General features: G+C 52.7%; 17 protein-coding genes. 6 read left to right on the top strand and 11 right to left on the bottom strand.

Translation table 11 applies throughout. From position 1 onward, the window contains the following. Positions 1–72: 72 nt before the first annotated feature. Complete coding sequence (locus AABA21_RS21085) at positions 73–960, bottom strand: hypothetical protein (protein WP_338253464.1); 888 nt, start codon at positions 958–960, stop codon at positions 73–75. Between the two features lie 591 nt (positions 961–1,551). On the opposite strand from AABA21_RS21085, the gene AABA21_RS21080 reads away from it, so the two are divergent. The 4 genes from AABA21_RS21080 to AABA21_RS21065 all read left to right on the top strand — a co-directional run bounded on the left by AABA21_RS21080 (position 1,552) and on the right by AABA21_RS21065 (position 4,403). Next, entirely contained in the window at positions 1,552–1,779 is a 228-nt protein-coding gene (locus tag AABA21_RS21080; protein WP_338253462.1) for a hypothetical protein, read from the top strand. A 5-nt stretch (positions 1,780–1,784) separates the two neighbouring features. Continuing rightward, positions 1,785–2,669 (top strand): SDR family oxidoreductase, encoded by an 885-nt coding sequence (locus tag AABA21_RS21075; RefSeq protein ID WP_338253461.1) that lies wholly within the window; start codon positions 1,785–1,787, stop codon positions 2,667–2,669. Between the two features lie 161 nt (positions 2,670–2,830). Further along, positions 2,831–3,739, top strand: a complete 909-nt coding sequence (locus AABA21_RS21070) for a proline dehydrogenase family protein (protein ID WP_338253459.1) — start codon at positions 2,831–2,833, stop codon at positions 3,737–3,739. Positions 3,740–3,860: 121 nt separating this feature from the next. Then, positions 3,861–4,403 (top strand): gamma carbonic anhydrase family protein, encoded by a 543-nt coding sequence (locus AABA21_RS21065; RefSeq protein WP_338253458.1) that lies wholly within the window; start codon positions 3,861–3,863, stop codon positions 4,401–4,403. Between the two features lie 124 nt (positions 4,404–4,527). Here the strand turns inward: AABA21_RS21065 and AABA21_RS21060 are convergent, their stop codons facing one another. Beyond that, positions 4,528–6,519, bottom strand: a complete 1,992-nt coding sequence (locus tag AABA21_RS21060; RefSeq protein WP_338253456.1) for a copper resistance CopC/CopD family protein — start codon at positions 6,517–6,519, stop codon at positions 4,528–4,530. A 348-nt stretch (positions 6,520–6,867) separates the two neighbouring features. Between AABA21_RS21060 and AABA21_RS21055 the strand changes: the two genes are divergently transcribed. Then, positions 6,868–8,160 carry a glycosyltransferase gene (locus AABA21_RS21055; protein ID WP_338253454.1) on the top strand — a complete coding sequence of 431 codons (1,293 nt, stop codon included), beginning with the start codon at positions 6,868–6,870 and terminating at the stop codon, positions 8,158–8,160. A 188-nt stretch (positions 8,161–8,348) separates the two neighbouring features. On the opposite strand, the gene AABA21_RS21050 is transcribed toward AABA21_RS21055, so the two are convergent. The 6 genes from AABA21_RS21050 to AABA21_RS39465 form a co-directional block, all read right to left on the bottom strand. Then, on the bottom strand, positions 8,349–8,810 hold the full coding sequence (locus tag AABA21_RS21050; protein WP_338253453.1) for a nuclear transport factor 2 family protein: 462 nt from the start codon (positions 8,808–8,810) through the stop codon (positions 8,349–8,351). Positions 8,811–8,913: 103 nt separating this feature from the next. After that, on the bottom strand, positions 8,914–9,408 hold the full coding sequence (locus tag AABA21_RS21045; protein WP_420917204.1) for a DUF427 domain-containing protein: 495 nt from the start codon (positions 9,406–9,408) through the stop codon (positions 8,914–8,916). A gap of 107 nt (positions 9,409–9,515) precedes the next feature. Next, positions 9,516–10,628 (bottom strand): class I SAM-dependent methyltransferase, encoded by a 1,113-nt coding sequence (locus AABA21_RS21040; RefSeq protein ID WP_338253449.1) that lies wholly within the window; start codon positions 10,626–10,628, stop codon positions 9,516–9,518. Between the two features lie 59 nt (positions 10,629–10,687). Next, positions 10,688–11,710 carry a DNA polymerase III subunit delta gene (holA, locus tag AABA21_RS21035; RefSeq protein ID WP_338253447.1) on the bottom strand — a complete coding sequence of 341 codons (1,023 nt, stop codon included), beginning with the start codon at positions 11,708–11,710 and terminating at the stop codon, positions 10,688–10,690. 12 nt (positions 11,711–11,722) lie between these two features. After that, on the bottom strand, positions 11,723–12,073 hold the full coding sequence (locus tag AABA21_RS21030) for a PTS sucrose transporter subunit IIBC (RefSeq protein ID WP_338253445.1): 351 nt from the start codon (positions 12,071–12,073) through the stop codon (positions 11,723–11,725). Between the two features lie 348 nt (positions 12,074–12,421). Next, positions 12,422–13,540, bottom strand: coding sequence for a bifunctional lysylphosphatidylglycerol flippase/synthetase MprF (locus tag AABA21_RS39465; RefSeq protein ID WP_420917166.1), 1,119 nt, complete (start codon positions 13,538–13,540; stop codon positions 12,422–12,424). Positions 13,541–14,803: 1,263 nt separating this feature from the next. Between AABA21_RS39465 and AABA21_RS21020 the strand changes: the two genes are divergently transcribed. Then, positions 14,804–15,160 carry a DUF4870 domain-containing protein gene (locus tag AABA21_RS21020; protein ID WP_338253442.1) on the top strand — a complete coding sequence of 119 codons (357 nt, stop codon included), beginning with the start codon at positions 14,804–14,806 and terminating at the stop codon, positions 15,158–15,160. A gap of 63 nt (positions 15,161–15,223) precedes the next feature. On the opposite strand, the gene AABA21_RS21015 is transcribed toward AABA21_RS21020, so the two are convergent. From AABA21_RS21015 to AABA21_RS21005, 3 genes are all read right to left on the bottom strand, one after another. Continuing rightward, entirely contained in the window at positions 15,224–15,700 is a 477-nt protein-coding gene (locus tag AABA21_RS21015; RefSeq protein WP_338253440.1) for a DUF6789 family protein, read from the bottom strand. 210 nt (positions 15,701–15,910) lie between these two features. After that, positions 15,911–16,819 (bottom strand): DUF92 domain-containing protein, encoded by a 909-nt coding sequence (locus tag AABA21_RS21010; protein WP_338253439.1) that lies wholly within the window; start codon positions 16,817–16,819, stop codon positions 15,911–15,913. A 110-nt stretch (positions 16,820–16,929) separates the two neighbouring features. Continuing rightward, the gene (locus AABA21_RS21005) at positions 16,930–17,391 is read right to left on the bottom strand and encodes a RusA family crossover junction endodeoxyribonuclease (RefSeq protein WP_338253438.1); all 462 of its coding nucleotides are present in this window, start codon (positions 17,389–17,391) and stop codon (positions 16,930–16,932) included. Positions 17,392–17,526 lie beyond the last annotated feature (135 nt).

Below are 17,526 nucleotides of genomic sequence, written 5' to 3'. Positions count from 1 at the left end.
CTGAGAGGGGTCTCTCGGGCGCGACCGCCGCGCCCGAGAGACCCCTCTCAGCATGTTAAGACGTCCGTGTATTTACCTGACTACGAAGTAGCGCCGCTGGGCAAATTGATCATTCCAGTACAGCTCTACGTAGCCCGAGAGGCGATTGTCAAACCGCATGTTCATTTGAACATTGGACACCTGGACCGGATCATATTTGAACGTGTTCGGCGTTGTTTGTGGTTGATAAAATATACCGTTGGTGTACCACTTGGCCGTCACCTTGCCTTGCTGCCCCTTGGGAGGCTGCACGCTAAAGGTGAGATAAAAGGTCTGCCCTGGCTGAAATATGTTCTGCGATTGGATGGGCAGATTGTTTTTATCAATGTGGGTTGCCAGCGAGACGGCTGGGATGACGTTCATCGCGGGTCCGCTGTCTTTAGCGGTCAGCGCCGGTGGATCAGAGATGTTTGTATTGCCGGTCGTGACATTGGGAACACTTGCCTTACCGGTGTATATGTTCATCACTCTGTCCCAGGTGCCACTGGCCTTGGCGTAATAGCCGGCGCCCGTACATAATAAGAGCGACACAATCAGCACGCTTAAAAAGCCACTGACGACACGATAGCGGGAAACGATGGGGCGTGGCTTGGTAAACATGGGTGGGACATGGATCACGTCAGGATTAATCGGTTCAGCCGGCAAGAGGTGTTCAACCGCCTGCTGTGGTACCAGCTGCAGTGAGATGGTTGGCTGACGCCCCTCTTGCAGTTCCATTCCTCCCTGATAGGGGACGGGCAGCATGGCTTGCTGCTGATCCTGTTGAAAGGATGGGCTCTGCTCAACTGGTTGCGCGCCCAGCTGACCGGAAGGTTGCTGCCACGATGGCATGGGATTCAATGGTTCAGATGGCTGCTGCCATGATGGCATCGGGTTTGAGCCGGTCTGCCAGGAAGGTGCCGATGCATTATTAAAAGACATTTGAGGAACCTGCGATTGTTCCCATTGTCCCCCGGATGCCATGTTGCTTTGCGCATCAGGGCCACCCCAGGATAATGCACCGGAAGCTCCAGGACCGCCCCAGGATGCAGCACCGGGATTCCCGGCGCCCCAGCCCGCGTTTTGTGACTTGTCCAGTAGTGGAGATGGAGCCCCGCAATTAGGACATGGTGCCTCATTCGCTGCCCGTGCTGTTTTACAAAAGGTACAGAACATTTCCTCGCCTACCTTATATATTTTTGACAAATGCGTTTATGTCTACTATTATCAACACAATTTAATACTACATCACAGTAACATTGAACTCCCTGTTCAATCAAGTTTTGCGGCTTACTTTAGGGCAAAATGGCTATATATAATCCGCATATCTCCATTTTGTTTCATGGTATACCAAAAAATGACCTGTCGAAGATCCTTCACTTGCACGTATTCTTTGCCAGGTGTTACCATGGTTTCATAGCAGGCGTTTGTCCAGTGTAATTTACTATACAGCTCTCACGCCGCTTCAGTACGTATGTCAATGCGTCTGAAGGCTGTCGATGCGTATAGTTGGAAGGGTGTGTCTTTCATTCTATGGCTGAGACGCAGGAACAATGGTATAACAGGCAAGCGATCGAACAGTTAGCTCAGCATATCCCTTTTGAGCGTGATGTGGCCTGTAAAGCGGAGTTGATCGAGATGTTGCGTGGCCTGGTAATTCGGCATGGGCGAGGGATAGATCCGCTCTTGTTTGGCTTTGAGGCACGTAACGAGCTTATACGCCTGGGACTATGGAGTCGTATCGGACAAGGAGACGGTTAACAGGTATGGCAAGAAAGACCATTCTTATTACGGGTTGTTCCAGTGGTTTTGGGCGTTGCACGGCCCTGGATCTCGCATGCCGCGGTTGGCATGTTCTGGCGACTGTGCGTAAAGAGGCGGATAGCGCCAGTCTATTGGAGGAGGCTGAGCGGAAGCATTGCGATTACAATATTACGCCCCTGCTCTGTGATATTACTCAGCGGGAGCAGGTGGAAAAGTTGCGTGACGAGGTGAAGGTTATCTTACAGGCCGAACAGCCAGCTGCTCGCGGCGAGACACCCCATCTGGATGCCCTGTTAAACAATGCTGGCACCGCCTATGGTGGCCCCATTGAGCTTATGCCCTTGGAAGATATCCGGGCCCAGTTTGAGATCAATGTATTTGCGCACGTCGGTGTAACGCAATTATTTCTGCCGCTGCTCAAGGCCGCCCGGGGCAAGATTATATTTGTCAGCAGCATCTCCGGCTTCATCTCGGTCCCGGTCACGGGCGTCTATTCCGCCAGCAAGTATGCGCTGGAGGGATTGTGCGATGCTCTGCGGCTGGAATTAGCCCCCTTTGGCGTGCGCGTCAGCCTGATCGAGCCCGCCTCAAGCCCTACCAGCATCTGGATGACCAGCCTGCAACGTTCGTTTGAGCGTCTCGGCGCCGCCAGAGACTCGAGCCCCTATGCCCGTTTGCTGACGATGGCCGAGAAGTCCGCTACCCAATCCAGCAAGAATGGCTTCCCGATACAGAAGTTCTCTGACACGGTTGTGCGCATCCTCGACAGTTCCTATCCTCGCGCGCGCTACAGCGTTCCCTTTAACGCCGCATTACTCATGTTCCTGCGCCGCCTCCTGCCAGATGTAGTGTGGGATCGTCTGATCCGTTTAGCCATGCGTTGGTAAGCTCGTACCGTCTTCCATCAGATCTGGCAAACACCCCGCTTCCTTGTGCTATGATAGGTAGAGCAAATAAATTTTGCAGCTGGTGACAGGAATGATTTTTGCGGCCTAGCCAACCGCTCATCATTCATTCTTTGCTTCTCCTCGCTGAAAGGATGCCAAAGATGCTCAAAGATACCTTACTCTACCTCGCTCAGAATCCACGCTTACGCGACTTTGTTGTGCAGAATAAGCTTACTCGCAATGTTTCGCGTCGCTTTGTCGCAGGCGAAGTATTAGAGGATGCTTTACGCGCGACACGCGCCCTTAATGATCGTGGAATTCAAGTAGCGCTGGATATGTTAGGTGAAAACGTGGCCGTCAAAGAAGAGGCCGCGGAAGCGATGCGAGATTACGTGAATGCCATTGAACTGATTGCCAGGACCCAGATCGATGCGAATATTTCTATTAAGCTAACGGCACTGGGACTGGACATCTCTCCCGAATTGTGTGAGGAGTATCTCACTACCATTTTAGAGAGCGGGCGCGAGCACAACGTTTTTGTGTGCATTGATATGGAAGGCTCGGCGTATACAGAGCAAACAGTCGCTCTGACCAGCCGGGCCCGCGAGCGCTATGAACTGGTCGGCACGGTCATTCAATCCTATCTCTATCGCAGCCATGACGATATTATAAAACTGGTCGATCAGGGTACGCGGATACGCCTGGTCAAAGGGGCCTATAAAGAGCCACAAAGCGTGGCCTATCAAGAGAAGGCCGATGTCGACCGAAACTACGTAGAGCTGATGCATATTCTGCTGGCGCGTGGCAATTTTCCCGCCATCGCCTCGCACGATGAAGCCATTATTGATGATGCCTGTCGTTTCGTGCGCGATCACGGCATCAGCAAATCTTCCTTCGAATTCCAGATGTTATACGGCATCCGCCGTGATCTTCAGGATAAATTAGTCAAGCAGGGATACAATGTGCGCGTCTATGTCCCCTATGGGTCGCATTGGTATCCCTATCTCATGCGTCGTATGGCCGAACGTCCCGCGAACCTGGTGTTCGTCGTAACAAACGCCCTGCGTTAACAAGGTCTTGTGCCTATGGCACTCAAAACAATTATGTTATACATCAGCAATTTCGTGGCGCATTGCGCCACGAAATTGCTGATGTATAACATAAACCATAATCGATGAGGAGAAACTGACTATGCCTGTTTTGCCCTATCGTGGAGTCTGGCCAAAGATTGGAAAAGATGTTTTTATCGCTCCGGGCGCCATGGTGATTGGCAATGTGGTGCTTGAAGAGGGCGTCAGCATCTGGTATAACGCGGTCTTGCGTGCTGATAGCGACCGGATCGTGGTTGGACGCCATAGCAATATCCAGGATAACTGTACGCTGCATGTGGACGCGGGCGCCCCACTAGAGATCGGTGAAGAGTGTACCATCGGCCATAACGCCGTGGTGCACGGCGCTACACTGGGTGCGCGTGTGCTGGTTGGCATGCAAGCCGTGGTCCTGTCGCATGCGCGTGTTGATAGTGAGACGGTCATCGGGGCCAGTGCCCTGGTAAGTGAGGGGAAGCATATCCCTGACCATGTCCTGGCGCTGGGCACACCAGCGCGCGTTGTACGCAGCCTGAATGAAAATGAGATTACCGCTCTATCTCTGAGCGCCCGCCATTACGCCGAACTAGCTCAAGAATATCGCACCGAAGAGGCGGCCGGCGGCGCCCCTCCACCCTCCTCCTGATTATTTTTTGTTGTGCGCATTGAGACACACTCTTATGCTATTTTCGTGGTGCATCGGTGGCGCGAATGCGCCACCGATGCACCACGAAAATAGAGAATGGGGACGCCTGCGTTCCTCACCTCCCCTAAGCCGTCAGGGTAATCCTAAAGGTATCGGTCAGTTTCTTCTGTCCCGCCCTTTGAATCTCCACTTTGATATTCCATAGGCCCGCCATACTGAATGCGGCGCGCTTATCGAAGGTAGCTATGTAGACCGGGTTCCCCTGCTGCAGGCTGGCGTGGCCCTCGCCCATATCCATGAGCTGCATATTGGTGGTCAGATTGACCTGGGCATTGGTGACGGGCCTGCCTTTGTTATCGGTAATCATTACGATCACTGTATGCTCGTAGCCTATGCGCCCGGGGAGCACCTGTAAGGTGACCGTAAGATCTCCCATCTGGCGCGTCTGCGCGTTGATGGTAGTGTTTCCCTGTGTGAGGCCCGGGTTATTATACTTCACATTGGGAAAATCGATCGGCGGCGCAAAAAACGATTTGAGCGCAAAGCACAGCAAGATAATCGCCCCACAGAAGGCTACTGTCTTCGCGGATAGCTTGAGGAGGCGCTGCGTTCCGCTGATCTCAGACTGGCGTGTACGCCTGGCGGGCAGATCCGCTTTAACGACCGGCAGCAACAGGGCCTGGTGGGTCAGTTTCGGTCGAATGATATAGAGTGCATAGATACTCAGGAGCGCGGCGAACAGGGTCAGTAGGATCTGGACCAGCAGTGTGCGTCCAAATGGATCGGTGATCAATTGCTGAGGGTCATGAATGCTGGCCTCACTTAAGAAGAGCCCACTGACCAGTTGAATGGCCATACCCGCGATTAAGAGCGGCGTCAGACGACGCAGGAGAAAGGTCAGGGTCTCGGTGTTGTATTCTAGTTCAGCCCCACTGAGCAGCGGCAGAAGCACATAGGCCAGATAGGCAAAGCCTCCTAACCATATGCCCTGTGAGAGCCAGTGCAGCCAGTCAAAAACGATGGCGCTCACGAATGGGTTAAGGACCTGAACAATCGAACTGGTAAGCACAAATGTCAGGGTGATCAGACCGGCCAGGGTCAGCCAGATCGCGGTTTGACGCCGTGGTGGCATCGCCGGTTCGACTGTTCGTTTCTCAACCGCCTCCTGGGTCTTACTCGGGCTGACCGCTACGGCATCCTGCGTTGAAAGGCGCTCAAAATTGGTTATTGGCTCCGGTTCAGGCTCTGGCTCAACGACCGGTGTCGTTCGCCGGCGATGGCTGACGTAGAGAAAGACCATGGCAATCACAATGAGCAGGATACGCAGGATCCAGATCAAGCCATACATGGTATCAGAAATAATTGTGATGAGTAGCGGTATATTCAATGCAGGGAGTGTCTGGGCCAGGCGCACCATGCGTAGAATCAGCGCGATAATCTCGCCACAGAGCAGCGCCAGGAGACACATCCATTCAAGCGCGTAACTGCGCTTGCGGGCCTGGGCAAGCACGCTTAACGTACGCTTATCCGTCAGGATGAATTGCTCAACGACAAGCAGGCCGATCCAGAACGTCAGGGCGGCAGTGGTTATCCATTCCCAGACGATGGATAGAATGGCGGCGGTGTCTAATTTGTGGATGCTTTCCAGGTTATTGCTACTGGTTGGGCCAAGTACAGTGGTCCCATCTACGCCGGTACCTGAAAATCCAACATCAAAACCAATGATGCCATACGTTGTATTGCCGTCGTTATTGGCTACCGCTGTCCACATTACTTCATAACTACCCTCGGGCTGGGTATCGGGCGTCTTAATCGATGCAATGAGTTCTTGTGGATTGGAAGCAGGCACGCGACTGGCGCCTGTGCTTACCTCTACCAGATTTCCATGCTGAATCGAGTAGATGTGGGCATTGCTGATTGAGCTGATCGGAGCATTGAAAAAGATATGTACCTCACCTGGTACCTTACCAACGGTTGAGCCATCAACCGGGTCTGAACCAATAACATATGCGTGAGCCTGCGCTGTGGGGGGCGGTATGACCAGCATGCTGCCAAAGTAAGCCAGAAAACTCAAGAGTAATGCTATTGATATAAAAAGCCATCGTCTTTGTTGCATATGCTCTCTTTATGGATAGATTCGACCTTTACGACCGATGTCTCTTGCCGTTATCGTGTACAGGGAATTGCGCGTCCGTATCAGGCACTTTGCCGTTGTGCCACCACGGAGTATGGGTTGTTTATGATTGTACACCAGCTATATCAAGCTCGCAAGCAGGAACGTTATTTTTATTGCTGTGCATACATGTGAGACCTATCCAGGCTATACAGAGTATCCTATGTAAGGTCCCGGCGGAGTACCATTCTCCTGGGGGGATGCTGATGTGAGGTCGTGAATGAGATCCAGGCCGTTTTTTGATAGTAGGCGAAAATAAATTTTTCATAATGTTAATGAAGAGTGAAAAAAATGAAAAATGCATATTGGTGGCAATCCTGGTCGCGCTTTGTGCTGTGGTCGCATGTGATTGGTGTGGTTGGCTTCTACTCTATCCTCTGGTGGCGCACCTCGCCACGCAAGGAAGATCGTTTGCATGTGCTGCCAGCACCGGGGGCGACTGGCTCTAAGGGGAGACCGGTATCCGATGAGGCCGAGCGGACGCCGCTGGTCTCAATTATTGTGCCGGCCCGCAATGAGGAGCGCAATATTCAGCGTTGTGTGCAGTCATTGTTGGAGCAGGATTACGCGAATTATGAAGTAATCGTGGTGGATGATGGTTCAACTGACCGCACGGGTGCTGTGCTGGATGATCTGGCGCGCAGTCATGTCAACGGTAAGAAACTGTGGGTACTGCGCCTGCGTGACGAATTGCCTGAGGGTTGGGCGGGCAAGCCGCACGCTATCCATAGTGGCGTACAGGAGGCGCGGGGGAACTGGTTTCTCTTCACAGATGCCGATACATGGCATGCTCCCAATGCCTTGCGCTCAGCCATTACCCAGGCCGTATCCGAACGGGCCGACCTTTTTACCCTGGGAGCTGAACAGGAGCTTCCGTCTTTCTGGGATCGCGTTCTGATGCCTATGGCTTATCTTGGCATCAGCATGCTCTACCCTCCACGGTTCGTCAATGATCCCAAAAGCCCGCTCGCGGTCGCGAATGGACAATACATTTTGATTCGTCGCCAGGTGTATCAGGACCTGGGAGGCTATGGACGGCCCGAGATGCGCGCGACCCTGCTGGATGATCGCGACCTGGCCCACCTGGTCAAGTCCCATCACTACAGTTTGCGCTTTGTCGATAGCCTTGGGTTGGTGCACGTGCATATGTATCATAGTCTGGGCGATATCTGGCGTGGGTGGCGCAAGAATGCCTATCTGGGCAATCGTGGGGGATTGCTCTTTGTGCTGGTCCAGTTGTTTGGCCTGCCCATGATTTCGATTGTGCCTTTCTTATTGCCGTTGCTGGCTCGTCTTACTCGTAGCTCACGCTCGAAAGGTATCTCAGCGCGCGAAGCCGCCCTGGCTACGGGTCTTGAGCTGGCGCCGCTGATCTCGTATCGCGCATGGTTGAATCGGCAGCTAAATGTTCCCTGGTACTATGCCTTTACCCAGCCGCTGGCGGGCGCCATCTTCTCAGGCATCCTCGGACAATCGATGTGGCGCGTCATTACAAAGCGCGGGGTAGACTGGCGTGGTCGTCAATATCATAATGAGAATGCTCGTGTAGCGGAGAAGGGACGACCTGTGAGATCGTCGCTCTAGGCCTGGTGAAAAGGGGGGATACCTCTTGCGGCATTGATTGTGGCAGCACACGAGTCCTGTGGCGAAGACCCGGCAAGAGGTATATGTTCTTTTTTACCGTAATTTTTTCCCATCCTCAACTTTATGTACTTATAGGTATCAATATGTTGTTGGCCAGCCTGGGAGCGCCGAAGGCGCGAAATGTGGGCTTATTGTACGATGGGCAGATCGATGCCCAACTGCCTTAATAAACCTGTGATACCTCCACCGGAGGTATGCTGCACTACCATGGCTACGATACCTGAGTCGTTGAGTTGATAGGTAACATCCTCTGTGGGTAGTGATACGCTGTTCGCGGTCTGGGGAATCGGCGGCGTACCCAGAATGGGAATGATGAAGCTATCGGTCTGATAGCCCTTGATTTGCATGGTTCCGGTGACTCTGTTCTCTGATTGTTCAAGCACATTGTGCAGGTTAAATAAAAGGCCCGGTATGCCCTCTTTAATGTCTTTGAACATGCCCAGAAAGCCATTTTTATCTAGTGGCATAGGGGTCCAGCCACTGAATTGAAAGTCATCGGCCAGGTAGTTGGCCGCGGTATCCAGATTATTATCGTCCAGGGCGCTCATAAAATTGCGCACAATATCTGTAGGCGTATCGCTCGTATTCATTTTCACTCCTTTTCCTTGTGTTTGCCGCGCATATTTTTTTCCGTTCTATTGGGTACACGATGCAGGAATGGAGGAAGTTTTTGTTGAGCTTGAAGAAGAGGCTCTACCAGCCGGCCGACCCTCTTCCACCTTTGAATGGACCGACGATGTCGTGGGTGATCCAGCCGCCATAGAAGTCGCCCTCCTGGGCCTGCACCTGCTCGCCTTCGACATAGCAGGCATCCATCCGGGAGGGATAGATGGCGATATAGCCGGTGATCCCTTCATAGCCAGCGGTGGGCTGCGGATAATACCAGGCGCCATTGGGCACCGACCTGTCCATCACTGTGATGGTGTAGTAAGAGGCCATGCCCTTCCATTCACAATAAGAATGTCGGTCGGTGGACGTAAAATATTCCATCTTGATATCCTCAGGTGGAATATAGTACACAGGTGGATGGCTGGTCTCTAATATGCGTTTGGCGCGCTGACTTCTGGCGATTACCTCGCCGTTAAACATCACCTCGATCAGCTTTGAGCTGTCCTCCAGCCTGGGTGGCCGTGGATAGTCCCAGACCGACTCCTGGCCGGGTCCTGGCTTGCTTCTTTTACGTAGCATCATCCGTCTCCTTTATGGCTGTCTTTTCTGATGTACCATTGCTAGAAACAGGATTATGCGGTGGCAGAAAACGGGTAAAGCGTGCCGGGTGATGCAGATAGATATGCTTAGCGTTTCATGATCAGGACCTTGAAGTTGCCCATGCCCATAGGATCTGTCAGTGCGGAGGCGCGCTGGCGCAGGTTGTACCATTGGAGGAGGGCTGTCTGCCCCTGGTTGCTGCCCCTATCGGTATCGAGGGCGCTAAAGTCGCGCTGGCGTATCTGGTCAAGCTCATCGTCGATGCCGTTGTCGCGTAGCCATTGTCCCTGCGTGGTCAGGGCGTGCAGGCGCAGGCCTTGCTGGCGTCCCACCTGTATCAGGGCGGTGAAATTGACATGGGCTGTGATATCCTGCTCTCCCGGTCGAACCAGAGGACGATCGGTGATCTGGTGTTTGTAGTAGCTGCTCAAGGTCCCGTAGCGGCGCTCGCTGCTGTACAGCTTCCCGGCGACATCCCCATAGTCGATAGCCAGGATAAAGCCGTGGCGCTTACGTTTAGGATTGGGACCCGTGAGGATCTGGCAGGTGCGCTCCATCCAGGCAAGGGCGTCCAGGTTAATCTCCGCCCGCCAGCCATCCGGAAAGGTGCGCCAGGGAACTTTGAAGCTTTCCAGATAGTCGCTCAGCGTGCTGTCGCTCATCTCAACCAGTGTCTCCGCCAGGCGTCCATTCGCGATGGTGACGGCGACCTCGTAGAGCGTATCTCCCTGTTTCTCGACGACATGGACGGGAAAGGCGTCAACCAGTTCGTTTGAGAGGATGATGGCCGGGGCAAATGTATCGTCGTCTACGGTTACCAGAGCATCCTGGCCGGTCTTAATATCTGCCTGGCGATAATCCAGGGCAGCCATCAATGCTGGCTCCTGCGTGGTGGCCCACTGCTGCAGCTGTTGTGCCAGATCTCCTCGACCAGCGCCCTGCTCAAGGACACCTAGCCTGGCGGGTTGTCCCAGCAACTCCCACATCTTCTTCACCTGGCGACCCATACAATGGGCGAAGAGATCGGCGAGATCGGTACTGGTAAAGTAATCGCCCTCCCAACCCATCTTTGCTTCTCCGGTCACATAGTAGCCGTAGCCCGGCTCATACAGCGCCATCCGCATATAGTCCGCGAAAGAGATGGGGCCATCGCGCAGGATGCGCTCAGCAATGAGCTGTTGTAAGGAAGATACTTGCATACAGAAAAAACTTTCTCTCAAAGAATCCAGGCCTGCCAGAAATGATGTAGCGATCCGGTTTAGAGGCCAAAGTTAACGACGAGTAGATCCAGGGCCATCTCTGGAGTGAGGCGGCTGCGTTTGAGAGCAGCATCGGTAGAGAGGAGCTGCCGATAGGCGTTCTCTAACTGCGGTGCGTTAAAGTTGCCGACCTGGCGCAGGGCCTTATCGGCGATGAAGGGAGCGATTCCCAGGGCCGAGGCGATCTGCCCACCACGCATTCCCCTCTGGGCCTGCTCCTTGACGAGCAGCAGCGTGCGTACCTGTGAAGTAATCGTACTGATCAACTTGAGGGGAGGTTCCCCGTCCGCCAGCAGATCGTGCAGAATATTGAGCGCCTGCTTGCGATTGCGTTGGGCCAGGGCGTCGGTAAGATCAAAGATGCGTGCCTCCTGCACCTGAGCGGAGAGCTGGCGTACATCGTTTACGGTAATGGTTCCTCCTACCCCGACGTACATCGCCAGCTTATCCAATTCATTTGCCAGCAGCCGCAGATTGTTGCCAATAAAGTTTGCCAGCAGGCTAATAGCCTCCGGGGCAATCTTAACCCCAATACCTTTGGCCCGGCCTGTAATCCATTTCTCCAGGGCAGCCCCCTTGGGAAGCATGCTCTGGAATACCTTACCATGTTTTTCAGCGGCCTTTAAGAGGGCATTGTTACTATCCAGTGCCTCTTCTACCAGCAAGATCATGACGGTTGAATCCTGCATGGTCGCGACATGTTCAGCCAGCGCTTTCTCAAAGCCAGCGCGGCCCGCGGCATTTTTGCTGCTCTTGCGGCCCTTCTTCGCCTTACCACCCTTGTTCGTATCTTCTACAGATGCCGCACTTTCACCACGCTTCTTCTTTGGCAGGCCGTCGATAACGATCAGGCGCTGCTCGCTTAGAAAGGGGAGCGTCTCGCTGGTCATGATGACGGTTTTAATATCCGCATCATTTCCCGTGTAAACATCTTGATTAAAGCCAAAGTCCCCCTGGGAACGTAGCTGTTTTAAGCGTTCACGGCTCGTGAACTCATCTTCACCATGTAAAAGATAGAACATCGTCTGTCACCGTTATTCGTGTGACACTTGCCGGCGATAGTCGCGACTATTGCGGCGAGCGACGATTAGATCAACGACGATGCCACCAACCAGGCCCGCGGCCGAACAGAGCAGAACTCCACCGAAGAACGCTGAAGCGCCATTGGCACCAGGGATAGGTTGGGAGAAGAAGAGCGTACCGGCCCAGCCCAGAATGACCAGGAAAGCGATAAACGCGCCGGCCAGACCGCCCATAATGACAGCTGTACGGTTTTTCACCGCACTCAGCCAGTAAACCAGGAAGAGTGCAATCGGCAATGAAAGCAGCAACCCGAAAAAAGCTCCGATCGTTACTTGATCGAGCGAGAGCGCACCAAGCACCATAATGAAATATGCCTCCTGAGGATAATTTGATTTGTAGAAATAGGACTTATACCCCTGTAATTATACGGCAGTTGCCCTACCTGTGACAACATATAGACTTTTTGCTCAAAGCGTTCTTCGAACGCGACGAAAATCGTGCCTTCGGCCCCTGACTCTACGCGCCTGCGGCGCTCACAAAATTTATGGGGCAACGGCGCACAAAGCCGCGCCAGGCGCGGCTTTGTGCGCCGTTGCCCCATAAAAAAGACGGCCGCGTATGCGGACGCGCGAGCGCTTAGTCTGGGTGCCCAAAGCGTAGGTAAAAAATAAAAGGCGGCCCCGAGCTCGGGGCCGCCTTTTATTTTTTACCTACGCTTTGGCTGCCTCAACGCTTTTGAGGCGGGCTTTTTCGCTCAGGTTGTGTTTGCGTTGCCACTCGTTGATGGTCTGGACGAGGGTACCCATCAAGGATGCATCGGTCTGGTGGGCATTGTAGAGGGCCCAGCCAATTTTGGGCAGGTTCAGGGCATCTGAATAGACCAGGTAGCGGCTCTCCCATGTCGGCTGGAACTTCTTCTTGAAGTTAAACAGCGACTGATTCTTACTGGGATTGCCGAAGCGATCGGTCAGGAAGTCGATGCTATTGCCCAGGAAGGTATCATCGTCCTCATTGGCATTGCTCAATGGTGCCAGGCCCAGGCTGATCATCTGCGTGCCCAGATTTTTCATATGTTCAATGGAGCGTGCCAGCAGCAATTCCATCGTTCCGGGAGCGCACTGTTCAGCGCGTCGCATCAGGTCCAGTCCCCAGCCCCGGCGACCATAAACGGGAATGAATGATACAAAAGCGTGCACTTTATTCTGCTCATCAACCGCCAGCCCATAGATCTGCTGCGGATCACCCTGAGCATCAAAGCGACCCAGGCTGAAGCTCATTTCAGAGCCACCTTTTTCGGCCAGCCAGTGCTGCGAGATTTGCTCCATCTGATGAAGCTGTTCCTGATCGCTGACCTTACCGCGATAGAAGATGACGCGCAGGCCATCTTTTTCCGCGCGCTTGGCACTGGAGCGCACATTGGCCATCGCGCCCCCCTTGAGCGTAAACTTTTGCGCATCGATGACTGCGTCTTCTCCGATTTTCAGCAGGCGGAAGCCCGCGCTGCGATACAAGGCCGCAACCTGATCGCGGATCTGCCAGAAGACGATCGACCAATCCTGCTCATTACAGAAGGCGACAAATTGCTTGATGACCTCGGGCATCTCATCTTCTGGGCCAATCGGGTCGCCCGCGACAACAGCTGTACTACCCTGCAGGACATAGCTGATCACCGAGCGCCCTGAGTTGGAGAAGAAGTAGGATTTATCCTCTCCAAGGGCAAAGTAGCTGATAGAGTTTGTGCCGTAGATGCGCACGATTTCATTAACCTTATCGCGTGTGGCCGTATCTGGGATCAAAACGGCGGCCACGGGGCGGAAGATCTGGGCCATACCATACAGGATGGCGCTGATGCAGAGAACTGGTAACGCATGCTGGAAGAAGAAGGCTTCCGTGGCATGTGGGATGCGCAGGTTGCCATGGGAGAACATGCGAATGATCACGCCATGGATACCTATGCGATCGATCCACGGGGCGAAATCGTCGTACAGGGCGATAAAGCCGCCGATGGCATAGAAGACTACGATACCCAGCCCCAGGCCGAGCGCCACGTAGCCCCTGCGTGCCGATGGGGGATCACTTTTGGCGTGAAAAAAGCCTTTGAGTGAAAAAAGCGCGATCGTCAGCGCCAGCGCGATCAGGGTAGCCAGCACCGAGCCGCTACGCTGAACATGGAGGACCGCCGAGAGCAATAGAAGAATAAGTGTAATGCTCCACGCATGCTTTTTGCCGCGTGCCAGGCCATAAGAGAGCACGATCAGGAAGAAACCCACCACGACCGTAAATGTCTGGGCTGGTACACGGTGATTGACAATTGGCCAGGCCCCCAGAAAAAAGCTCCAGCTAAAGCGAGGAACAATCGCTGATAGCATATCCGATAGTCCTACCAGCGCTATGACGAGCCCGGCAAGATAGCGAACACTATGTCGCGTGCGATCGGTTTTTTTGGTTGTATGTATAATTTCTGTTTGCATAAAGCCCTTCATTTGTCACATCGGCCCCTGAAAATGTGGGTGGATGGATGGAGGTGCATACTGTCAGCTATAGCGAGTAGCCACTCCAGGTATCACCCTTCAGTCACAGTAATCATTGCTGATCTTGATCTCTTGTTGCCTGAGCAACTAATTTTATACTACACTTTAATGTATAGCCGAATTCATAAATATTATGCACAATCTTTATTGTACACGTTATGTACATATTTCGTGCGTAGCGGGATTTTCGACCGCTACTTTTCTCCTACCATAGGATAAACGTTGATGCACGACGATATTTTTAAGTTTTCTCATGCAATTCTTATCTACTCTAAATTTTATCCATATGATGAAACGCATAATACCCTTAAATGGTTGCATCAATAGGATTTTTCTATAGAACTTATACCAGAAAATGGTCGCTTTGTCTGTTACCTTTAGTACAAAAGGGTTGTGATCTATAGACACTTTTGGGGTCATTATTTTTTAGGGAAGTGAAGTTGCAACGCCTCCAGACTTTGTGCGTATATAGCGTTGTAGAGATAATTACCAGAAAGACACGAACGCTGGGTTATTGGTTTCTATTTTTCAGAACAGTGAGGCATTGGAAGAATGCGTAGAATGACGACGCTTGGAGTCAATGAGCGCATTGAGCGTGTACTGGCATATTCATTATTCTGGGTATCGGGATTTGTGCTACTCCTGGTTGAGAAGAACCAGACTGTACGCTGGCACGCGAAACAATCTTTGATTACATTTGGCACACTCTCGTTACTGATGTTTGGCGTCAGCATGTTAAATACCACGCTGGGGTGGATCCCCTTCCTGGGCATTCTGACCTCTTTTGGGCTGGGCTTATTATTACGCATTCTGGTCTGGACATGGTTTATTCTCTGGATCTGGTTGATGGTAATGGCGTGGCTCAGTCCCGATTATCGTTTGCCCTTTATCAGTAAATGGGTACGCTCAATCCTCTAAAATAGAGGCGCCAGGACAGGCTGAGAAAAGGTATAGCTATCCTCTCAGCCTGTTTTTGTTTGTTTATTTTCCCTCTTTATATAATAAGCCCAGCGTGAGTCCAAACACCAGGTGGCGTACTATGTTTTGCCAGAAAGAGGTCCAATTGGCAAGTTTTGGCAGTTCGCCATTTTTAATGAGTGGATGGTATTTATCGGCCAGAGGGGTGAGCCACCAGGCGCTCACGATAAAGATCTCTCCGAAGATGGAGCCTTTCAGCCAGTCTGGTCCGGGTAAGAAACGCTTGAACACGGCGGCATAGATCTCTGCCAGGACGGCACCATTCAGGAAATGGATGATCCACGAGAGGGCGGCAATGCCCCTGGTTCTTTTCGCGCCTTCAATGAGTCCCTGGATAAAACGCACATCGCTAAAGCGGTTGCCGACGAGAAATTTATCGCCCTCCATGGCGATGCTGTAGGCGGCCGTGGCTACGAGGCCCGTCCACGCTGCTTTACCCGGCTTCCAGCGCGGTGAAAGTAGTGATTTTCCTATATTCATGGTTATGTCCTACCTTTGTTACAGTATAGTACGTTCTCCATTAATTCAGATTACATACATCCGGTTAGTGCCCGGTAAGAAAGTGTTATATTTCTGGCGTGCCAGAAATATAAATGCCCCTGGCGTGGGGAGCGCGGGCGCCCCATTTTCATTGTTTGTGATGACGCAACCAGGCGCATCCGCGCCTGGTTGCGTCATCACAAAACAGGACTATTTATTGATGTTTTTTCCTGTGCAAAAGGGTAAGCGGAGCACGATGGCTAGCAGACTGCCGAACAGTGTGGCCAGCAGGTTGACCAGGTCGTTGTCCAGCCAGCTCCATCCGCGTAGATGGTGGGTTGGTGTGCCGCAGTTATGGATACGGCGCTCGGTCTCTTTCTGGCAGTGGGGACAATAGTAGATAGCCTGTACCGTTGCTCCCAGAAAACTGTCAAACAGGCTGCCCGCGAATCCGCTCAGCAGGGCGATGAGGGGCAGGAGTGGCGAAATACGGCGTTGTAGCAACTGGTAGACCAGTCCTTCACTGAAGGCGCCGCCGGCCGCTGCGCCTGCCCCCAGCGTACTGACACCTCCCGAAGTGCCGGGCGTCGTGGTTTGACCGGTCGTGATCAGGCGTGGAGGCTGCTGGCTGAGTACACCCAGTTCAGTCGCCCAGGTATCGGCATTGGCTGTGGCCATGGCGCCGATAAAGCCTGCTTCAAAGCTTGCGCGTAGGACTGGCTGCTGGCTCAGGCCGTAGCCTATGGCCATGGCCGTTGCCACCCCACCATTGGCTCCGACCTGGGCCAGGTCCCTTTGCGACCCCTTACTAAACTTATCGGCGGCCGTACGCTCTTTGTCAGCGGCCCGAAAATGTGAAAAAAGACTGGACGAGGCGAAAAAGAAGATAAGGGAAAGTCCCCAGCCCAGGCCACCCAGGCCAAAGACAGTGGTGCCAGTTGCGACCGCGCCAGCTACTCCACCGCGGCTCAATGAGCGCCTGCGATAGGCCAGCCAGCCAATGCCGCTACTTAAGAGCAGACCAGTGAATAAGCGTTGCCGGCTCACCTTCTTTGCGGGTTTGCCAGATTGTGGACTGGCGCCCATAGCTTCTATAATAGAAGTGAAAAATGTTTGCATATATAGTACCTCATTAAAATTTAGGACTAGTTTTGTTACAGAAGTTGAGTGTTATTGGTTTTATCTTAAAGAAGGCGTGGTGCAAATACAAGTATAGTAGTCTATAATCTTTAGTTCAGAAGCACATATTCTTTGTCAAATTGCCAGTCGGCTATCGTCTCCAATTCGACATAGAGGTGAGGGTGGAGCGGGTCAATATGTTTCATTAAATGAATATCTACCACGCGATTATCATTGATCCCCAATCCTTCACAGATAGCATCTTGCGTGATTTTGAGTCCGCCATCGAGGTCTCTTCGTAAAGGTGTCGTAAAGTAGCAATCCAGCATGAGAGCCAGGTGGCTTTGTTGAAATTGTTTGTGCAGGGCCTGTGAGAGTTGTCCCTGCCTTTCAAGCTGCCGCAGTACGGCACGTACTGTGCGCTTAAAGCTACGGGCAACCTGCGTACTGACGCGATGTCCGTTGACGGTGGCATATTGTTCATTGATGCTTGGGGGAAGCGGGAGGGTAAGGCATATACGAGGAGGAGATGTATAGACGACTCCTCCCCAATCAGGTGTCTGCTCACGCATAAATATATCCTACCTATGTAGTACTTTTGGAATAAACAATATCCTGCGTATTGTATCATATCAGCATGTTTTATCCTGTAGATCATGATCGTTGTCAAGCTGGAAAAAGAGTGATACACTGCCAAGAATGAGGCC

It is taken from the genome of Dictyobacter halimunensis (genome assembly GCF_036245075.1).
Note: the sequence above shows the minus strand (reverse complement) of the source record. Positions and strands in the feature narration are given on the sequence as shown.